17 protein-coding genes are annotated in these 15,416 nt (G+C 49.8%); 4 read left to right on the top strand and 13 right to left on the bottom strand.

The genetic code is table 11. The features are described 5' to 3' along the window. Positions 1–15: 15 nt before the first annotated feature. From pssA to OEY58_20020, 5 genes are all read right to left on the bottom strand, one after another. Positions 16–891 (bottom strand): CDP-diacylglycerol--serine O-phosphatidyltransferase, encoded by an 876-nt coding sequence (pssA, locus tag OEY58_20040; protein ID MDH5327753.1) that lies wholly within the window; start codon positions 889–891, stop codon positions 16–18. A 183-nt stretch (positions 892–1,074) separates the two neighbouring features. Beyond that, a complete protein-coding gene (locus tag OEY58_20035; GenBank protein MDH5327752.1) occupies positions 1,075–1,707 on the bottom strand; it encodes a phosphatidylserine decarboxylase in 633 nt (210 codons plus the stop codon). A gap of 118 nt (positions 1,708–1,825) precedes the next feature. Next, positions 1,826–2,842: a ketol-acid reductoisomerase gene (gene ilvC, locus OEY58_20030; GenBank protein ID MDH5327751.1), complete on the bottom strand. Its 1,017-nt coding sequence runs from the start codon at positions 2,840–2,842 to the stop codon at positions 1,826–1,828. Positions 2,843–2,901: 59 nt separating this feature from the next. Then, positions 2,902–3,390, bottom strand: a complete 489-nt coding sequence (gene ilvN / locus OEY58_20025) for an acetolactate synthase small subunit (GenBank protein ID MDH5327750.1) — start codon at positions 3,388–3,390, stop codon at positions 2,902–2,904. After that, positions 3,390–5,111, bottom strand: a complete 1,722-nt coding sequence (locus tag OEY58_20020; GenBank protein ID MDH5327749.1) for an acetolactate synthase 3 large subunit — start codon at positions 5,109–5,111, stop codon at positions 3,390–3,392. The genes ilvN and OEY58_20020 overlap by 1 nt, the downstream gene beginning before the upstream one ends. Positions 5,112–5,583: 472 nt before the next feature. On the opposite strand from OEY58_20020, the gene OEY58_20015 reads away from it, so the two are divergent. Both OEY58_20015 and OEY58_20010 read left to right on the top strand, forming a co-directional pair. Next, a complete protein-coding gene (locus tag OEY58_20015) occupies positions 5,584–5,895 on the top strand; it encodes a DUF3579 domain-containing protein (GenBank protein MDH5327748.1) in 312 nt (103 codons plus the stop codon). A gap of 100 nt (positions 5,896–5,995) precedes the next feature. Then, entirely contained in the window at positions 5,996–6,340 is a 345-nt protein-coding gene (locus OEY58_20010; GenBank protein ID MDH5327747.1) for a phenylpyruvate tautomerase MIF-related protein, read from the top strand. Between the two features lie 20 nt (positions 6,341–6,360). Here OEY58_20010 and OEY58_20005 read toward each other — a convergent pair whose 3' ends face one another. Continuing rightward, entirely contained in the window at positions 6,361–8,853 is a 2,493-nt protein-coding gene (locus tag OEY58_20005; protein ID MDH5327746.1) for an FtsX-like permease family protein, read from the bottom strand. Next, positions 8,850–9,542, bottom strand: a complete 693-nt coding sequence (locus tag OEY58_20000) for an ABC transporter ATP-binding protein (protein ID MDH5327745.1) — start codon at positions 9,540–9,542, stop codon at positions 8,850–8,852. The genes OEY58_20005 and OEY58_20000 overlap by 4 nt, the downstream gene beginning before the upstream one ends. On the opposite strand from OEY58_20000, the gene OEY58_19995 reads away from it, so the two are divergent. Further along, positions 9,541–10,278 carry an arylesterase gene (locus OEY58_19995; protein ID MDH5327744.1) on the top strand — a complete coding sequence of 246 codons (738 nt, stop codon included), beginning with the start codon at positions 9,541–9,543 and terminating at the stop codon, positions 10,276–10,278. The genes OEY58_20000 and OEY58_19995 overlap by 2 nt on opposite strands. Before the next feature lie 43 nt (positions 10,279–10,321). On the opposite strand, the gene def is transcribed toward OEY58_19995, so the two are convergent. From def to rluD, 5 genes are all read right to left on the bottom strand, one after another. Then, the gene (def, locus tag OEY58_19990) at positions 10,322–10,822 is read right to left on the bottom strand and encodes a peptide deformylase (protein ID MDH5327743.1); all 501 of its coding nucleotides are present in this window, start codon (positions 10,820–10,822) and stop codon (positions 10,322–10,324) included. A 17-nt stretch (positions 10,823–10,839) separates the two neighbouring features. Then, positions 10,840–11,367, bottom strand: a complete 528-nt coding sequence (locus OEY58_19985; GenBank protein ID MDH5327742.1) for an amino acid-binding protein — start codon at positions 11,365–11,367, stop codon at positions 10,840–10,842. Between the two features lie 25 nt (positions 11,368–11,392). Beyond that, entirely contained in the window at positions 11,393–12,184 is a 792-nt protein-coding gene (locus OEY58_19980; GenBank protein ID MDH5327741.1) for a ZIP family metal transporter, read from the bottom strand. 16 nt (positions 12,185–12,200) lie between these two features. Then, positions 12,201–12,962, bottom strand: a complete 762-nt coding sequence (pgeF, locus tag OEY58_19975; GenBank protein MDH5327740.1) for a peptidoglycan editing factor PgeF — start codon at positions 12,960–12,962, stop codon at positions 12,201–12,203. Positions 12,963–13,032: 70 nt separating this feature from the next. After that, entirely contained in the window at positions 13,033–13,989 is a 957-nt protein-coding gene (gene rluD, locus OEY58_19970) for a 23S rRNA pseudouridine(1911/1915/1917) synthase RluD (GenBank protein MDH5327739.1), read from the bottom strand. Positions 13,990–14,204: 215 nt separating this feature from the next. Here rluD and OEY58_19965 point away from each other — a divergent pair, with 215 nt between their 5' ends. Next, the gene (locus tag OEY58_19965; GenBank protein MDH5327738.1) at positions 14,205–15,014 is read left to right on the top strand and encodes an outer membrane protein assembly factor BamD; all 810 of its coding nucleotides are present in this window, start codon (positions 14,205–14,207) and stop codon (positions 15,012–15,014) included. 63 nt (positions 15,015–15,077) lie between these two features. Here OEY58_19965 and OEY58_19960 read toward each other — a convergent pair whose 3' ends face one another. Beyond that, on the bottom strand, positions 15,078–15,416 hold the full coding sequence (locus tag OEY58_19960) for a P-II family nitrogen regulator (GenBank protein MDH5327737.1): 339 nt from the start codon (positions 15,414–15,416) through the stop codon (positions 15,078–15,080).

The following is a 15,416-nucleotide window of genomic DNA, read 5'->3' as shown; positions in this document are numbered from 1 at the left end:
ATAAGCGGCAGATAGTTAGTTCAGATGTTTGCGCTCCTCGTCATCCCCTGTGGACCCCAATCCGGAGTTCGCGTCAGGCAAAGCATCCTCTTGCTCCACCTCGGTTTGCTGCGGTGATACTGCCGCTCTCGCCGCGCGTTTGGCTTTAAGTCGTTGGCGCAATGTGGGAATCATAAAAACGGGCCCCGACATGGCATACAGAAAAAATATACAAAACAATACGGTGGGCGGATCAAAAGAGATAAACACAAACACCAGCACCAGTACCAGCATGGCTACAAACGGGACTTTGCCTTTCAAATCCAAATCTTTGAAACTGCGGTAACGCACATTACTGACCATGAGCACACCGCAGGCAACCGTCAGGATAAACGCCACAATTTTCAGGTCTGCGCCGGTGAAATTGAAGTCCACCGCCACCCAGACACCACCCATCACTGTAGCTGCCGCAGCCGGACTGGCCAAACCTTGAAAATAGCGCTTGTCGGCAACACCCACCTGGGTATTAAATCGCGCCAATCGCAACGCAGCCGCCGCTGTGTATATAAAGGCCGCCAGCCAACCGGGTTTTCCCAGTTGACTCAAAGACCAAGCATACATGACCAAAGCCGGTGCCACACCGAAGGAAACCATGTCTGCCAAACTGTCGTATTGAGCCCCAAAATCCGTCTGGGTGTTAGTGAGACGAGCCACCCGGCCGTCCAAGCCATCCATCACCATGGCAATAAAAACGGCTATGGCGGCCGCTTCATAGCGCCCACCCATGGCCGCCACCACAGCATAGAATCCTGAAAACAAACAGGCTGTGGTAAACAAATTGGGTAACAGGTATATACCCCGTCGTCTTTTCTTTTCTTCACTGCTGAGCGGTTTTTCCGAGCCGTTGTCCATATGCTGTTCCCGACTGCTTGATTAGCTTGATTGGTAGTAAATTGGTTTGCAATTTGTCATTTGGGTTTGGTTGTTTAATCCGGCATTTGCAGTTTCGTCCAACTGTAGTTTCGTCTAACTGTCGTTTCGTCTAACTGTCGTTTCGTCTAACTGTCGTTTCGTCTAACTGTCGTTTCGTCAGCCCTAGTGCACCAAAGTCGCCAATGTGTCCGAACCGGCGTGCACTCTATCACCTTTTTGGGTTTCAATCCGAGAGGAATTCGGCACGTACACATCCACAATGGCTCCAAAAGGTGCTATGCCGCAACGCTGCCCCTGTCCCACTCGCTCCCCACTGTGTACATAGCAATGCGGTCGTTTCAAAACATGGGACGGTTTAACCGTGAGTATCACATCGTCCTGCTCATCACTTTGCACCCATTGGGCAAAGCGGTCGCAACCTGCTTGGCTTTCGGTATGTTCGCGTGGAAGCCATTGCTTCAGGACCTTGCCCTCCATGGGGCTGCGTATGGTGTAAACATCGGCCGGCCCCATGCGCAAACAGATTTTCACAACGGCCGCGTCAGTATATGGGCTGGCGTCCACCGTCTCCACGGCCAGCACTGTTCCGTCCACCGGGCTCACCACCGCAAGGGGCTTGGGTGGAACCGGACGGTTAGGATCTCGAAATAAATAGGCAGCCCCCAGGGTTAGCAACCACAATGGAATCGCAACGATGACTCCCAGAGCATAGTGAACTGTAAAAGAAACCAGAACCAGCACCGTGATAACCAGCCACGCTTCCCGAGCCACCAAAGGGTATCGTTTATTTACCATCTCACACTCAACCCCAACTCATGCGCACCAAATGGCATACACGCGCAGCCACAGTCCGTCCCTTGGATATCCAACTGAAACGGACTGCGACACAACTGTTTCTACCTTACAACGACGATTAGTTCTTGGTTTTATCCACGATCTTGTTTTTTGAGATCCAGGACATCATGCTGCGTAACTTCTCGCCCACCACTTCGATTTGGTGTTCACGACCAATGCGGCGTTTGGCTTTTAAGGTCGCGGCGCCGGATTGGTTCTCCAGAATAAATTCACGCGCGAACTCACCGTTTTGTATTTCAGTGAGAATGCGACGCATTTCGTCCTTAGTCTCACCGGTGATCACACGCGGACCACGGGTCAAATCACCATATTCCGCAGTATTGGAAATGGAATAACGCATATTGGCAATACCGCCTTCATACATTAAATCCACAATCAATTTGAGCTCGTGCAGACATTCGAAATAGGCCATTTCAGGAGCGTAACCGGCTTCCACCAGCGTTTCGAAACCCGCTTGTACCAGTGCCGTGGCACCGCCGCACAATACCGCCTGCTCACCAAACAAATCGGTCTCGGTTTCTTCACGAAAGTTGGTTTCAATAATCCCGGCACGACCACCACCATTAGCTGAGGCATAGGACAGGGCAAGCTCTTTGGCTTTGCCGGATGCATTTTGATATACCGCAATCAAGCTGGGAACACCACCACCCTGGGTATAGGTTGAACGAACCAAATGACCGGGTCCTTTCGGAGCAATCATAATTACATCCAGATCTGCTCGCGGCTCAATTTGCCCAAAGTGAATATTAAAACCGTGTGCAAAAGCCAGAGCCGCACCTTCTTTGATGTTAGGGGCCACGTTATCACGATACAATTTGGCCTGATGCTCATCCGGCGCCAGAATCATCACCACATCGGCATTTTTAACCGCCGCGTCAATATCCTGTACATTTAAACCACTTTGCTCTGCCTTGATCGCTGATGCGGAACCGGCGCGCAAACCTACAGTAACGTCTACCCCGGATTCTTTCAAATTGTTCGCGTGGGCGTGTCCTTGGGAACCATAACCGATGATGGAAACTTTTTTACCCTGAATTAAGGAAAGGTCACAATCCTTATCGTAATAAATATTCATTGTTCTAAGATATCTCCTGTACTAAATAGCTTTAAAATTTTTTTTACCGTTGGGTCCGATTAGATGTGCAAGGCTTTTGAACCTCTGGAAATGGCCGCCACACCCGAACGTACGGTTTCCAATATGGGGGAACCCAGAGAACGGATAAAAGCGTCCAGCTTGGGCCCGGAACCGGTCAATTCGATGGTATAAGTGGATTCACTGACATCAATAATGCGGCCGCGAAAAATATCCACCAACCGCTTCACTTCATCCCGATCCGCCCCATTGGTGGATACTTTAATCATCATCATTTCCCGTTCAATGTGATCACCTTCGGTTAAATCCACCAACTTAACCACATCCACAAGTTTGTTAAGCTGTTTGGTTATTTGCTCGATAATATTATCCGAGCCGCTGGTCACCAGGGTAATGCGGGATAAGGTCTGATCTTCCGTAGGCGCGACCGTCAGGGATTCTATATTGTACCCCCGGGCCGAAAATAAACCGGCAACACGCGACAAGGCACCTGCTTCATTTTCCAATAATATAGAAATAATATGCCGCATTATGCCAACTCCCGGGATGAAGACAGAAACATCTCATTATGACCTTGGCCGGTCATAATCATGGGATACACATTTTCTGACTGGTCCGTAATAAAATCCAAAAACACCAGTCGTTTCTTGTACTTGCCGAAGGCCTCTCGCAGGGCCGGCTCCACGTCTGCCGGTTTGGTCACCTGAATACCCACGTGGCCATAGCTCTCCGCCAGTTTAACAAAGTCAGGCAAAGCTTCCATATAGGAGTGGGAGTAACGACTTTCGTAAATAAACTCTTGCCATTGCCGCACCATACCCATGTAGCGGTTGTTGAGATTCACCAGTTTGACGGGTAAATCGTATTGCTTGCAGGTAGACAGTTCCTGGATACACATTTGGATACTGGCTTCACCGGTAACACAAACCACCGGATCGTCAGGAAAGGCCAGTTGCACCCCCATGGCAGCGGGTAGGCCAAAGCCCATGGTTCCCAGACCACCTGAGTTGATCCAGCGACGAGGTTTGTTAAATTTGTAGAACTGCGCCGTAAACATTTGATGCTGCCCCACATCGGAGGTAACGAAAGCATCGCCGCCCGTTACTTCATAGAGTTTTTCCAAAACATATTGAGGCTTGATCAATTCACTGTTACGGTCATAATTTAGACAATTTTCTTTCTGCCACTCTCTGATTTGTCCCCACCATTGCTTCAAAGCCGTGGCATCGGGCTTGTTTTTGCGAGATTTGATCTCGGCGATTAAATTCTGTAGCACTTCCTTCACATCACCCACGATGGGCACATCCACTTGAATGTTCTTGGATATGGATGAAGGATCAATGTCGATATGGATTATTTTGGCATCCGGGCAGAACTTCTCCGTATCCCCCGTTACCCGGTCATCGAAACGAGCACCAATTGCCAATAACACATCGCAATCATGCATGGCCATATTGGCTTCGTAAGTGCCGTGCATACCTAACATACCCACAAATTGTTCATCGGAGGCAGGATAAGCGCCCAGGCCCATCAGGGTATTGGTTATCGGGAAACCCAATAAACGGGCAAATGCAGTTAATTCTTCATGGGCGTTGCTCAAAACAACACCGCCGCCACTGTAAATCATGGGTTTTTTAGCGCCTAAAATCAGGTCTACCGCTTTCTTTTCTTGGCGCGGGTGTCCCTTGCATACGGGATTATAAGAGCGCATTTCCAAAGATTTGGGAAATTCATAGGGTACTTTTAAATTAGGCGCGGTAATATCTTTGGGAATATCCACTACCACCGGACCCGGTCGGCCGGTGCTGGCCACGTAGAAGGCTTTTTTCAGGGTAAGCGCCAAATCTTCCAGGTTTTTCACCAAAAAATTATGCTTAACGCAGGGACGGGTAATTCCCACACTGTCTACTTCCTGAAAGGCATCACTGCCTATAAATTGGGTAGCCACCTGACCGGTGATGATCACCATAGGAATGGAATCCAGGTAGGCCGTGGCGATACCCGTAACTGCATTGGTGGCCCCAGGACCTGAAGTGACTAAAACCACGCCGGTTTTTCCGGTGGCGCGGGCATATCCATCGGCCGCGTGAGTAGCACCCTGTTCATGGCGAACCAGTATGTGCTTAATTTTGTCGCGCTTGTACAATTCATCATAAATGTGCAGCACGGCACCGCCGGGATACCCAAACAGGTACTCCACACCCTCATCTTCGAGGAACCGGATTAGAATTTCTGAACCGCTTAATTCCACAGCAAACTCTCTCTTATTTGATTGACCCAAATCCACTCTGCGACATGGTTTTTCGACTTTGCGGTACAAAGAAGCACGCTCTAGCCAAACAGGGAAAAGTAACGTGCAACCCCGGTCTGCGTCAAGACTTTTTCCACCACAGCACCCGGCACCACTCTCTATGGCCACCCTCAGCTCACGCTCAGGCACAAAACCCTGCATGCCTCCGGGATATCCACCGCAGTTCCCCAGAAAGCAGTATACAAACCTTATTTGCAAATGATAAAATATTATATCAATTAATGATGTATGCTTAGTACCGGATGGAACTGTTTTTTATGGTCGGGGGCCCAGAACTTTGTTAATTCATCTGTTGTCTCTTCCACTGCTGTCCTCGTGTTCGCCGAAAACCGCAATTTTTTCTGAAAATCGGTTTTCCACGAAACAATTTTCAAGTTTTGACCATTGAAGCCGAAATACAGATTCGAATTTCATGTTAACAACATCTAGTACAGAAGCCGTGAAAAAAATAGTTATCGAAGGTATTACACAAAATGGCCGCAAATTTCGGCCAAGCGACTGGGCCGAACGCATGAGCGGCGCCCTGTCCACATTCGGCCGGGACCAAAGAATCCGCTATTCCCCATTGCTGCGTCCTATGACCATCAACGGTGTAAAATGCGTCTCCGTTGACCCCCTATTGAAGGAAACCTACCCGGAAATGTACACTTACATTATGAGCTGGGTGGACAACAACCATCTCAACATGTTTGAGCTGGAAGACGAAAAAGTGGTTAACTCTTGATACCACTGTAAAAATTTACAAAACTGATCTGTATAAATCTGTTTTCAGGTGTAAAACCTTGTAAACTCCTCCGCATTACTATTTTGCGGAGGAGTTTGTCATGCCTTACTTAAGCATCCAGACCAATCAAGGCCCGGATCAAATCAACACCAATGAATTGCTGCGAAAAGCCTCTTTGACGGTGGCGGAAATTTTGGGTAAACCGGAGAGCTATGTGATGGTGGCATTGCCCGATCCCGTCCCCATGATGTTTGCCGGCAGCTCTGAGCCTTTAGCGTATCTGGAACTTAAAAGTATCGGTTTGCCTGACGCCCAAACTTCCCAATTGTCGCAAAGTCTGTGCGCCTTGATTTCCGACCAGTTGGGAATTGATCAAAACCGGGTTTATATCGAATTCAGTAATGCCCCTGGAAACTTATGGGGTTGGGATGGCGGAACCTTTTAGTCGCTTAACGAAGCTTTACATTAAAGCGCATCACGTAACACTACCAGTGGTGGTTTCGCCAGCACTTTCCGCGCACCCAAGGTGCCCCCCACTCCCACTCCCAAGGCGCCGCCTAATAGGCCCAGTAACGGAATCCACGGATTAAATGCATAAGCCAACTCCAACACCTGTACCGAAACTACATAAGCCAACACCAGTGCCAGAGCCGCAGCCAGTATGCCCGCCAAAGCCCCCACCACCGCAAACTCCGCTACCAGGCCCTGCAATAAACGCCGGCGTTTTGCTCCCAAGGCGCGGAGAATCGCGTTTTCCCGTACCCTTTGGTCCTGAGTCGTTTGAATGGCTGCGTACAAAACCATTAATCCTGCTAACAGTGTGAACATAAAAACGTACTCTACCGCCAAATTGACCTTATCCATAATATTACGTACTTGATCCATCACGGCGGAAATATCCACCACGGTTAAATTGGGAAAACGTTTGACCAGTTGCTCCAAAATTTCTGTTCGATCTTGGGTCAGGTGAAAACTGGTGATATAGCTGACCGGATACTCAGCTAACACCGGCGGTAAAATCACAAAGAAATTAGGACGAAAACTATCCCATTGTACCGTGCGTATACTGGTCACTTTAGCCTTAAACAAGGAGCCTGAAATCATGAAACTCAACTCGTCGCCCAGTTCAATTCCCAGGGTCTTGGCGATACCTTGCTCCAAGGAGATTTCATTGCGCCACTGTCCGTTGTCCGGCCACCAAGCGCCGGCGACGATTTTGTTGTCTTCCTGCATCCTACGGGCCCAGGACAAATTAAATTCACGATTCAACAGGTTCTTAGCTCGTTGTTCCTCATACTTGCCTGTATCTATTTGGATACCATTAATGGTTTGAAGCCGGCCGCGAACCATGGGAAACAAGGACACCTTACTCAGACCTTGTTGTTGGAAAAATTCCAAAACCGCCTCGGTTTGGTGCTTTTGAATATTGATGACAAAGCGGTTGGCGGCATCTTGTGGCAACTTATTTTGCCACGCCTGAAGAATATCTCCGCGCACCAGCGTCAACAACAACATCACCATGATACCCACCCCAAAAGCCAGCACCTGCACCACGCTGGCGGCCGGTTTGCGCACGATGTTTTTAATTCCAAAACGCCAAGCCACCCCCTCGCCTAACGGCACTCGGGTTAATGCCAAAACCAGTACATACGCCAGCGCAATCAACACCAGGGTGGTCACCAGCAAGCCGGCCAAAACAATCCCGCCCAACTTCAAATCGCCGGACTGCCACAGCACTAACAACAGCAAAGCAATAATTCCCAGCAAATAGGACGACAGGGACAAAGGCGGGATGGAACCCAGTTCGCGCCGAAACACCCGCAAGGTAGACACCCGCTTCAAACGCATCACCGGGGGTAAAGCAAAACCCAACAAACCCACCATGCCAATAACAAATCCGGTAAGCACCGGCCAAGCCGAAGGCATGGGTAGGCGCACCAATAACAGCTGCCCCAGCAAATCCGCCAAGACGCTTTGGGCAGCGTAACCAAAACCACAGCCCAGCGCACTGGCAACCAGACTCAATATCAATAGTTGAAAAAAATAGATCTGAGTAATCTGTACTTGACGCGCCCCCAAACAACGCAGGATGGCACAGGCGTTTAGATGCCGTTCGGCAAAGCGACGTGCAGACAGCGCCACCGCAACACAGGCCAGAATCACACTGACGATGGCCGCCAGCCCCAGAAATTGTTGCGCCCGCTGCAATGCGATACGTACCTCCTGACGTGCATCTTGCACCGTTTCCAGACGCTCTCCCCGCCCCAGTTTAGGTTCGATGGCGTTTCGATAGGCAGCAATTGCCTTTGGCTCCCCTGCCACCAGCAGGGAATAATGCGCTCGACTGCCTTCCTGAAGCAGTTCGGTATTGCCCAAGTCCACGACATTGAGCATCACCCGAGGAGCAATGCTGAACATATCGCCGCTGCGATCAGGCTCATACACGATAACCGCATCGACCACAAAAGGATGTGCACCGAGCTGAACAGTATCGCCTACGCCCATACCCAATTGCCGCAGCAAGGCCGCCTCGACCCATATTTTACCCGCCGCAGGGACTCCCGATGCCGCTTCTCCAGCACCGTACAGGGTGCGACTGATACGGACCTGCCCTCGCAAAGGATAAGTACCGGAAACGGCCTTAAGCTCCGCTAATTGCGTTTTCGTTCCATGTAACACCATGCTGCGAAAACTAATCGTCCGAGCACTTCGCAGCGATTGCCTTTGCATCAATTGTTCATACCGGTCCGGCACCGGATGATCCGCTACCAAACGCAGATCCGCGGCAATCAACTCACCGGCTTGATGTGTCAAAGCCTGGGAAATGCGATCGGTGAAAAACACCACCGCAGTCACACAGCTCACCGCCACCACAATGGATGCACCCAGCACCCGCAACTCGCCGGCACTCCAGTCCCGCTTTAACATGCGCAAGGCCAATAGTAACCCGGCTCTCATGTTCGCTCCTGCAACAAACTACCACCTTCCAGGCGCAGTTCACGCTGACAACGCTGCGCCAAATTATGATCGTGGGTTACCAGCACCAAAGTGGTCCCTTGTTCTGCGTTCAACTCAAACAGCAAATCGATGACGCGCTGCCCCGTGTGAGTATCCAGATTGCCGGTTGGCTCATCGGCCAGTAGAATTTTTGGCCTGGGGGCAAAAGCCCTGGCGATAGCGACTCTTTGCTGCTCACCGCCGGATAACTGGTTGGGGTAGTGGGAAACTCGATCCTGTAACCCCACCCGTTCCAAAACCTCCAGGGCTGTGCTTCTGGCATTCTTTTGGTCTAGAATTTCCAGTGGCAACATAACATTTTCCAATGCAGTTAACGTCGGTAATAATTGAAATGCCTGAAATACAAAACCCAGCTTTTGTGCCCGCAACACGGCTCGACTGTCTTCATCCTTGTCGTACAATGAGGCTCCGTCCAATACAACACTGCCACCGCTGGGTTGGTCCAAACCGGCCAACAATCCCAACAAAGTGGATTTTCCAGACCCGGATGGCCCAACAATGGCCACAGTTTCGCCATTGTTAATAGTGAAATTAATTTGGTTTAGAATGGTCAAATTTTGTTGTGACTGCGGACCCGCCACCGCTTTGTATAGATTTTGAACTTGTATTATGGGTAAGATTTGAACCATGAGTGCAATATCCTTAAAGACAATCTTGTTTTATACCGTTTGTGTTTTGTTTCTCAACGCCAATACACCGGTCAATGCAAAGGCTCCGGACGGACCCAATGCATCCAAGCACCTGGCATTAGGTGACACCCCAACCCCGGCCTCCAGCAATCCATTGCTTGACGGCCCCAATGTACCCAAAATATTGGTATTGGGTGACAGCCTCAGCGCCGCCCATGGCATGGAGCCGCAAGCCGGTTGGGTAAACCTATTGCAAAAACGTCTTTCCACCCGTTATTTTCGCGCAAAAATCATCAACGCCAGCATCGGCGGAGAAACCACCGAAGGCGGTTTGGCACGAATTGGATCTTTATTAAGTAAGCACAATCCGGACATTGTCATCCTGGAGTTGGGCGGCAATGACGGCTTGCGAGGTTTACCTTTATCGCTGATGGAAGACAATTTGGAGCGCATCATAAAAATCATCCTACCGAGAAAAACCAAAATTGTTCTCATAGGCATGCAGCTCCCTCCAAACTATGGCAAATTCTACACGCAACAGTTCCAACAAACGTATAAAAATCTCGCCGAAAAATACCAATTAACCCTGGTCCCCTTCCTAATGAAAGGATTTGCTAACAATCCAAAGTATATGCAAAAAGACGGGATACACCCTAAAGAAAATGCACAGAGCCTGATGCTGGATACGGTGTGGCCTTATGTGCGTCCTTTGATTCCCAGGGCTGCGCTTAAATAGTAGCGTTACCCCTCAGGCCGGAGTGTAAGTCATTTCAAAGAATTTATTTCTTGTAGACTTTGCGTGGAAACAAATCGGTACGACGACTTACCAGGCGATCTAAAAACAATATCCCGTCCATGTGGTCCACTTCGTGTTGCACAGCACGAGCTTCGTAGCCTTCACAATGGTATTGCTGCAACATACCATTAACATCATAAGCTTCTATGGAAATACATTCAGCTCGAATCACATCACCGGTAAAATCTGGCACTGACATACAGCCTTCCCGGCCTTTAGCCATACCCTCCCAATGCGTGATTTGGGGATTAATCAATACCATACAGCCATTGTGTTTGATTTTGGGTTTGGACGATACATCCACGATGGCAATGCGCTGAAACCGACCGACCTGAGACGCGGCGATGCCCACACCGCCAGGGCCATTACGCATGGTTTGCTCCAATGCCTGAACAAATTGCCGAAGTTCTGCATTAAATTCCTGTACCGACCCGCTCGGTTGTTTTAAACGTTCGTCAGGCACGGTGAGAATATCAAAAGCCATTTACTCGCCCTACCGAATTAAGCAAACAAAGTATCTATGGGCTGCAAATTTACCTGTACGTCAGAGGATATCTGAGCCAGCGCTTGTTGCAGCGCCTCTACACCTTGTGCCGCATAACCTTCGATATTCATCACGTAAACGGGTTTGTCCTCACTGCCGGCCACATCGGATTGCAAATCCAAAATATCCAGACCGGCCCGGGCAAGCACTGAAGTCACGTGCGACACAATACCGGCTCGATCGGCCCCATACACGCTGATGCGCACATTCGCCTGGCGATGATCATGCAAACTGGCAGCAATGGGGTCGATATGTAAACGCAAATCCATATCCAGGGTTATAGGATTCAGCCGTTGTATTAAATCTTCCGGATTATCCGCCCGCACCATCATCATGATGGTGAAATTACCCCCCAGGCGATTCATGGAAGCCTCGCCTAAATGACAACCCGCATTGAAAAGCTCGGTGGATACCCGAGATACAATCCCCGCTTGATCCTTGCCCAAGACACTGAGCATGTACCATTGTTGTACCTTTTGTTGCATAGCCCCTCCGATATGACTCCCCGGTTCAGTGCATGGAAGAATGGGTAAAATATATCGTCAGCACGCCGGCAGCAATGAGAAATAACTGCTGAGCGGTATGATTGATTTGGGCTCGCTTGTGCAAACCGGGAATCAAATCCGCCACGGCCACATAAATAAAACTGGAAGCTGCCACTGCCAACACCCACGGCAACAGGGCCTGCATCTGTTGTAAACCGAAATATGCCAACAAAGCCCCGGCCACTGTTGCCAAACTGGCGAGCATATTGTAAACCAAGGCTTTCTTACGACTAAAACCGCTGTGCAATAGCACCACGAAATCCCCTACCTCCTGGGGAATTTCATGCGCCGCAATGGCGATGGCGGTAACCACACCCAAATCAAAATCGGCTAGAAATGCAGCGCAAATTAAAACCCCGTCTACAAAATTGTGTACAGCATCTCCAATGAGTACCAGAATTCCTGCGGTAGAATTTTGATTATGAGACCCGTGCGCCTCATGAGCCCCGTGAGCTTCGCAATGATCCGTATGACAATGACGCCACAACACCAACTTTTCCAACACGAAAAAACCCAGCAAGCCCAATAACACAGCCAAGAAAATATTGTGATAATCGCCGTGCTTTAATTCCTCAAAGGCATGCGGCAGCAAACCCAAAAATGCAGCTCCCAACAACGAACCAATAGCAAAACTGATCAGGTGCGGCACAAGACGATTGCGAACGGTCTCCGGCAGAAACAAAAAAGAAGCAGCCAATAGTACGCTGAGCACACCACCAATAAGGCTAAACAGTACGATCCAAAAAATTATATCCATGAATGATTCCAAACGGTTACGCCGACGAGGCGTCCAGCCAAATTAATGAAGCCATGCGCCCGGTAATCTTATCCCGGCGATAGGAGTAAAACCGCTGTGCATCAGAATAGGTGCAATATCCCCCACCGCTAATCTGAGTCACCCCCAGGCTTTGCAGTCGCTGCCTGGCCAGCAAATCCATATCTGCTAAAAACTTTTTGTTACCCACATCCGCAAAAGCCAAGACAGACTGTTCGTCGTAAGCCAGAAAAGCGTTGCGTACATCCTCACCGACTTCAAAGGCTTTGGCGCCGATACCAGGGCCTAACCAGACACATAGCTCGCTAATATCCACTACGCCCATGGCTGCTACCGTTGCTTCTAACACCCCTTGCGCCAAGCCCCGCCAACCGGCATGGGCAGCCGCCACCACGGTACCCTCACGATCAGAGAATAGAACAGGTAAACAGTCGGCCGTCATGACCGCACATACCACTCCGGGAGTTCGGGTGAAGGCCGCATCCGCTTGTACCGCATCCGCTTTACTCACCCCGGCGGCATCAACCACCCGGATACCATGAACCTGCTGCAACCAAACCGGTACAGACGGTAGCTGCATTTCGTCCAGCAGACGTTGACGGTTTAAGGCTACGGTGCCGGGATCATCCCCCACGTGGTCACCCAGGTTAAAACTGTCATACGGTTGGCTGCTAACGCCTCCCAGGCGAGTGGTCACCGCTGCCCTAACCCAACTCGGCACACCCCATTGCGGCATGATAAATTTATTGTCGTCGTTCATTATTGTCACGAATTGTTGTGTTCGTCCATTGGCCCTGCATCACATTATTTGCGTGCTTCGACATTCTGAATCAACACCCAGCCTCAGCATCTTCCCTGGCCGCAGCAATTAAGCTCATCATATCCTCCGGCAGAGGGGCCTCCCATTGCAACACTTCTCCGCTACGCGGGTGCTGCAAACCCAATTTTTGCGCATGTAAAGCCTGACGCTTAAAACTACGCAACTCGGTGGTAAATCGTTCCGAGCAATTTGAACTCAACTTTAATCGCCCGCCATATGTCGGATCACCCACCAGAGGATGGTGAATGAAGGCCATGTGCACCCGAATCTGATGGGTACGTCCGGTTTCCAAACGTACATTGAGCAAAGTGTGGAAGCGAAACCGTTCGCCAACACGATAGTGGGTCACGGCTTCCTTGCCTCCCGACACCACGGCCATTCGAGTTCGATGCAACGGATGCCTCCGTATGGGCTGGTCCACGGTGCCCCCACTGTTCAACACACCGCAACATAAAGCCTGGTAACAACGTTCAAACTCTCGCGCTTGCAATTGCTCCACCAGGGTTTTGTGGGCAGCTAAGGTACGCGCCACCACCAGCAATCCGGTAGTATCCTTATCCAGGCGATGAATTACACCGGCTCTAGGTACACTTGTCAATTGAGGATAGGCATATAACAGTCCATTACTTAAGGTGCCATCGGGATTACCGGCACCCGGATGCACAACCAAGCCCGCCGGCTTGTTGATGACAATAATGTCTTCATCCTCATAAACCACTTCCAAGTCGATGGCTTGTGCCTGCCACTGATTGCTTTGTTCAACTGAGGCCCATACCTCCACCCATTCCCCTTCATGTACCGTGTCTTTGGGTTTACGATACTCATGATCCACCTGCACCAAGCCCTGCTTGATCCATTTTTGTAAACGTGAACGGGAAAACTCAGGAAACAAAGTCGTTAATGCGATGTCCAAACGATCACCGGAACATTGACTGGGAATTTGAACTTTAAAATAGGAATCGGTCATGGCAATAATGCGGCTTGTGGTAATGATGCCTGTGGGAGCCAACTGCAAGCTACCGACAGCATGAGTGAACATTGAGGCAAAGCGCCCCCATAGAGTCCGCTACCACAGTGAGTTATAATAGGCTTTTCGATTGACCCGACACCAGTAACTTGTTGATATTTAAAACTATGCAAATTTTGCCAACTTTCCTGACCTTACTATTACCGGACTCCACTGTGACAAAAACCGTCAAGCCCGCATTGCCTACATGGCTCAAGCTCCAGTATAAGCCCCTGTTTCGATCTGTGCTCACCGCTGTGACTGTACTCGTACTCAGCGCCTGCGCCGGCACCACAGAGGAAAATGACGATCCCACCGCCGGGTGGAGCGCCCAGCAACTGTATCAACACGCCCAAAAAGAAGTCAAAGACGGCGATTATCAATTGGCAATCGAATATTATGAAACACTTGAATCCAGATTTCCATTCGGAACTTTGGCGGAAAACGCTCAGATGGAAGCCGCGTATGCGCACTACAAGTATGAAGAATACGATTCCGCAATCGCGTCAGCTGATCGATTTATAAAACTACACCCCACCCATCCTAATGTGGATTACATGTATTATCTACGCGGACTGGCCAGCTTTCATAAAAAAGATTCGCCCCTGGACAGCCTGGTGCCACAGGACCCTGCGATGCGCGATCCCAGCTCCGCTAAGGAGTCTTTCAATTATTTCTCCAAACTGGTGAAACACTTTCCCAGCAGCAAATACGTTCCTGATGCGATTAAGCGCATGAAATTCCAACGCAATACGCTGGCCATGCACGAAATAAAGGTTGCAGATTATTACCTGGAGCGTGAAGCTTACGTGGCCGTCATCAACCGGGCCAAATATGTTGTGGAACACTATCCGCGTACCCCGGCCGTGGAAAAAGCGTTAAAGCTGCTTAATATTGCCTATACCAAGCTACAAATGCATGAATTGGCTCAGGATGCAAAACGGGTCTTGGAAAAGAACTACCCGGAGCCGAGCCAGGTGAATTAAACGGAGCGACGGGAAAAGCTGCCGATAACCATCCTCGGCAGCGTCATAATCCGAATCTAAAGACTATAAGGCCTCAGCGTCTTTTTCACCCGTACGAATACGCACCACGTGCTCCACAGAGGTTACGAAAATCTTACCGTCACCAATTTTTCCGGTGCGCGCCGCCTCGGTGATCACTTCAATGCAACGATCCACGGTATCATCCGCTACAACAACTTCGATTTTTACCTTCGGTAAAAAATCGACCACGTATTCTGCACCACGATACAGCTCCGTGTGACCTTTCTGCCGTCCGAATCCTTTAACCTCAATGGCCGTCATTCCTGTGACGCCTATTTCGGACAATCCTTCCCGCACATCGTCCAGTTTGAACGGTTTAATGATTGCCTCGATTTTTTTCAT

Source organism: Gammaproteobacteria bacterium (assembly GCA_029882975.1).
GTDB lineage: Bacteria > Pseudomonadota > Gammaproteobacteria > SZUA-152 > SZUA-152 > JAJDNG01.
Note: the sequence above shows the minus strand (reverse complement) of the source record. Positions and strands in the feature narration are given on the sequence as shown.

Excerpts from the sequence above, each read along its gene's own strand:
- ilvC (MDH5327751.1), bottom strand. The coding sequence starts at position 2,842 with ATGAATATTTATTACGATAAGGATTGTGACCTTTCCTTAATTCAGGGT.
- OEY58_20035 (MDH5327752.1), bottom strand. The coding sequence starts at position 1,707 with ATGGTAAATAAACGATACCCTTTGGTGGCTCGGGAAGCGTGGCTGGTT.
- rluD (MDH5327739.1), bottom strand. The coding sequence starts at position 13,989 with ATGACCGATTCCTATTTTAAAGTTCAAATTCCCAGTCAATGTTCCGGT.
- OEY58_19980 (MDH5327741.1), bottom strand. The coding sequence starts at position 12,184 with ATGGATATAATTTTTTGGATCGTACTGTTTAGCCTTATTGGTGGTGTG.
- def (MDH5327743.1), bottom strand. The coding sequence starts at position 10,822 with ATGGCTTTTGATATTCTCACCGTGCCTGACGAACGTTTAAAACAACCG.
- OEY58_19960 (MDH5327737.1), bottom strand. The coding sequence starts at position 15,416 with ATGAAAAAAATCGAGGCAATCATTAAACCGTTCAAACTGGACGATGTG.
- pssA (MDH5327753.1), bottom strand. The coding sequence starts at position 891 with ATGGACAACGGCTCGGAAAAACCGCTCAGCAGTGAAGAAAAGAAAAGA.
- OEY58_20010 (MDH5327747.1), top strand. The coding sequence starts at position 5,996 with ATGCCTTACTTAAGCATCCAGACCAATCAAGGCCCGGATCAAATCAAC.
- OEY58_20015 (MDH5327748.1), top strand. The coding sequence starts at position 5,584 with ATGTTAACAACATCTAGTACAGAAGCCGTGAAAAAAATAGTTATCGAA.
- ilvN (MDH5327750.1), bottom strand. The coding sequence starts at position 3,390 with ATGCGGCATATTATTTCTATATTATTGGAAAATGAAGCAGGTGCCTTG.
- pgeF (MDH5327740.1), bottom strand. The coding sequence starts at position 12,962 with ATGAACGACGACAATAAATTTATCATGCCGCAATGGGGTGTGCCGAGT.
- OEY58_20000 (MDH5327745.1), bottom strand. The coding sequence starts at position 9,542 with ATGGTTCAAATCTTACCCATAATACAAGTTCAAAATCTATACAAAGCG.
- OEY58_20005 (MDH5327746.1), bottom strand. The coding sequence starts at position 8,853 with ATGAGAGCCGGGTTACTATTGGCCTTGCGCATGTTAAAGCGGGACTGG.
- OEY58_19985 (MDH5327742.1), bottom strand. The coding sequence starts at position 11,367 with ATGCAACAAAAGGTACAACAATGGTACATGCTCAGTGTCTTGGGCAAG.
- OEY58_19995 (MDH5327744.1), top strand. The coding sequence starts at position 9,541 with ATGAGTGCAATATCCTTAAAGACAATCTTGTTTTATACCGTTTGTGTT.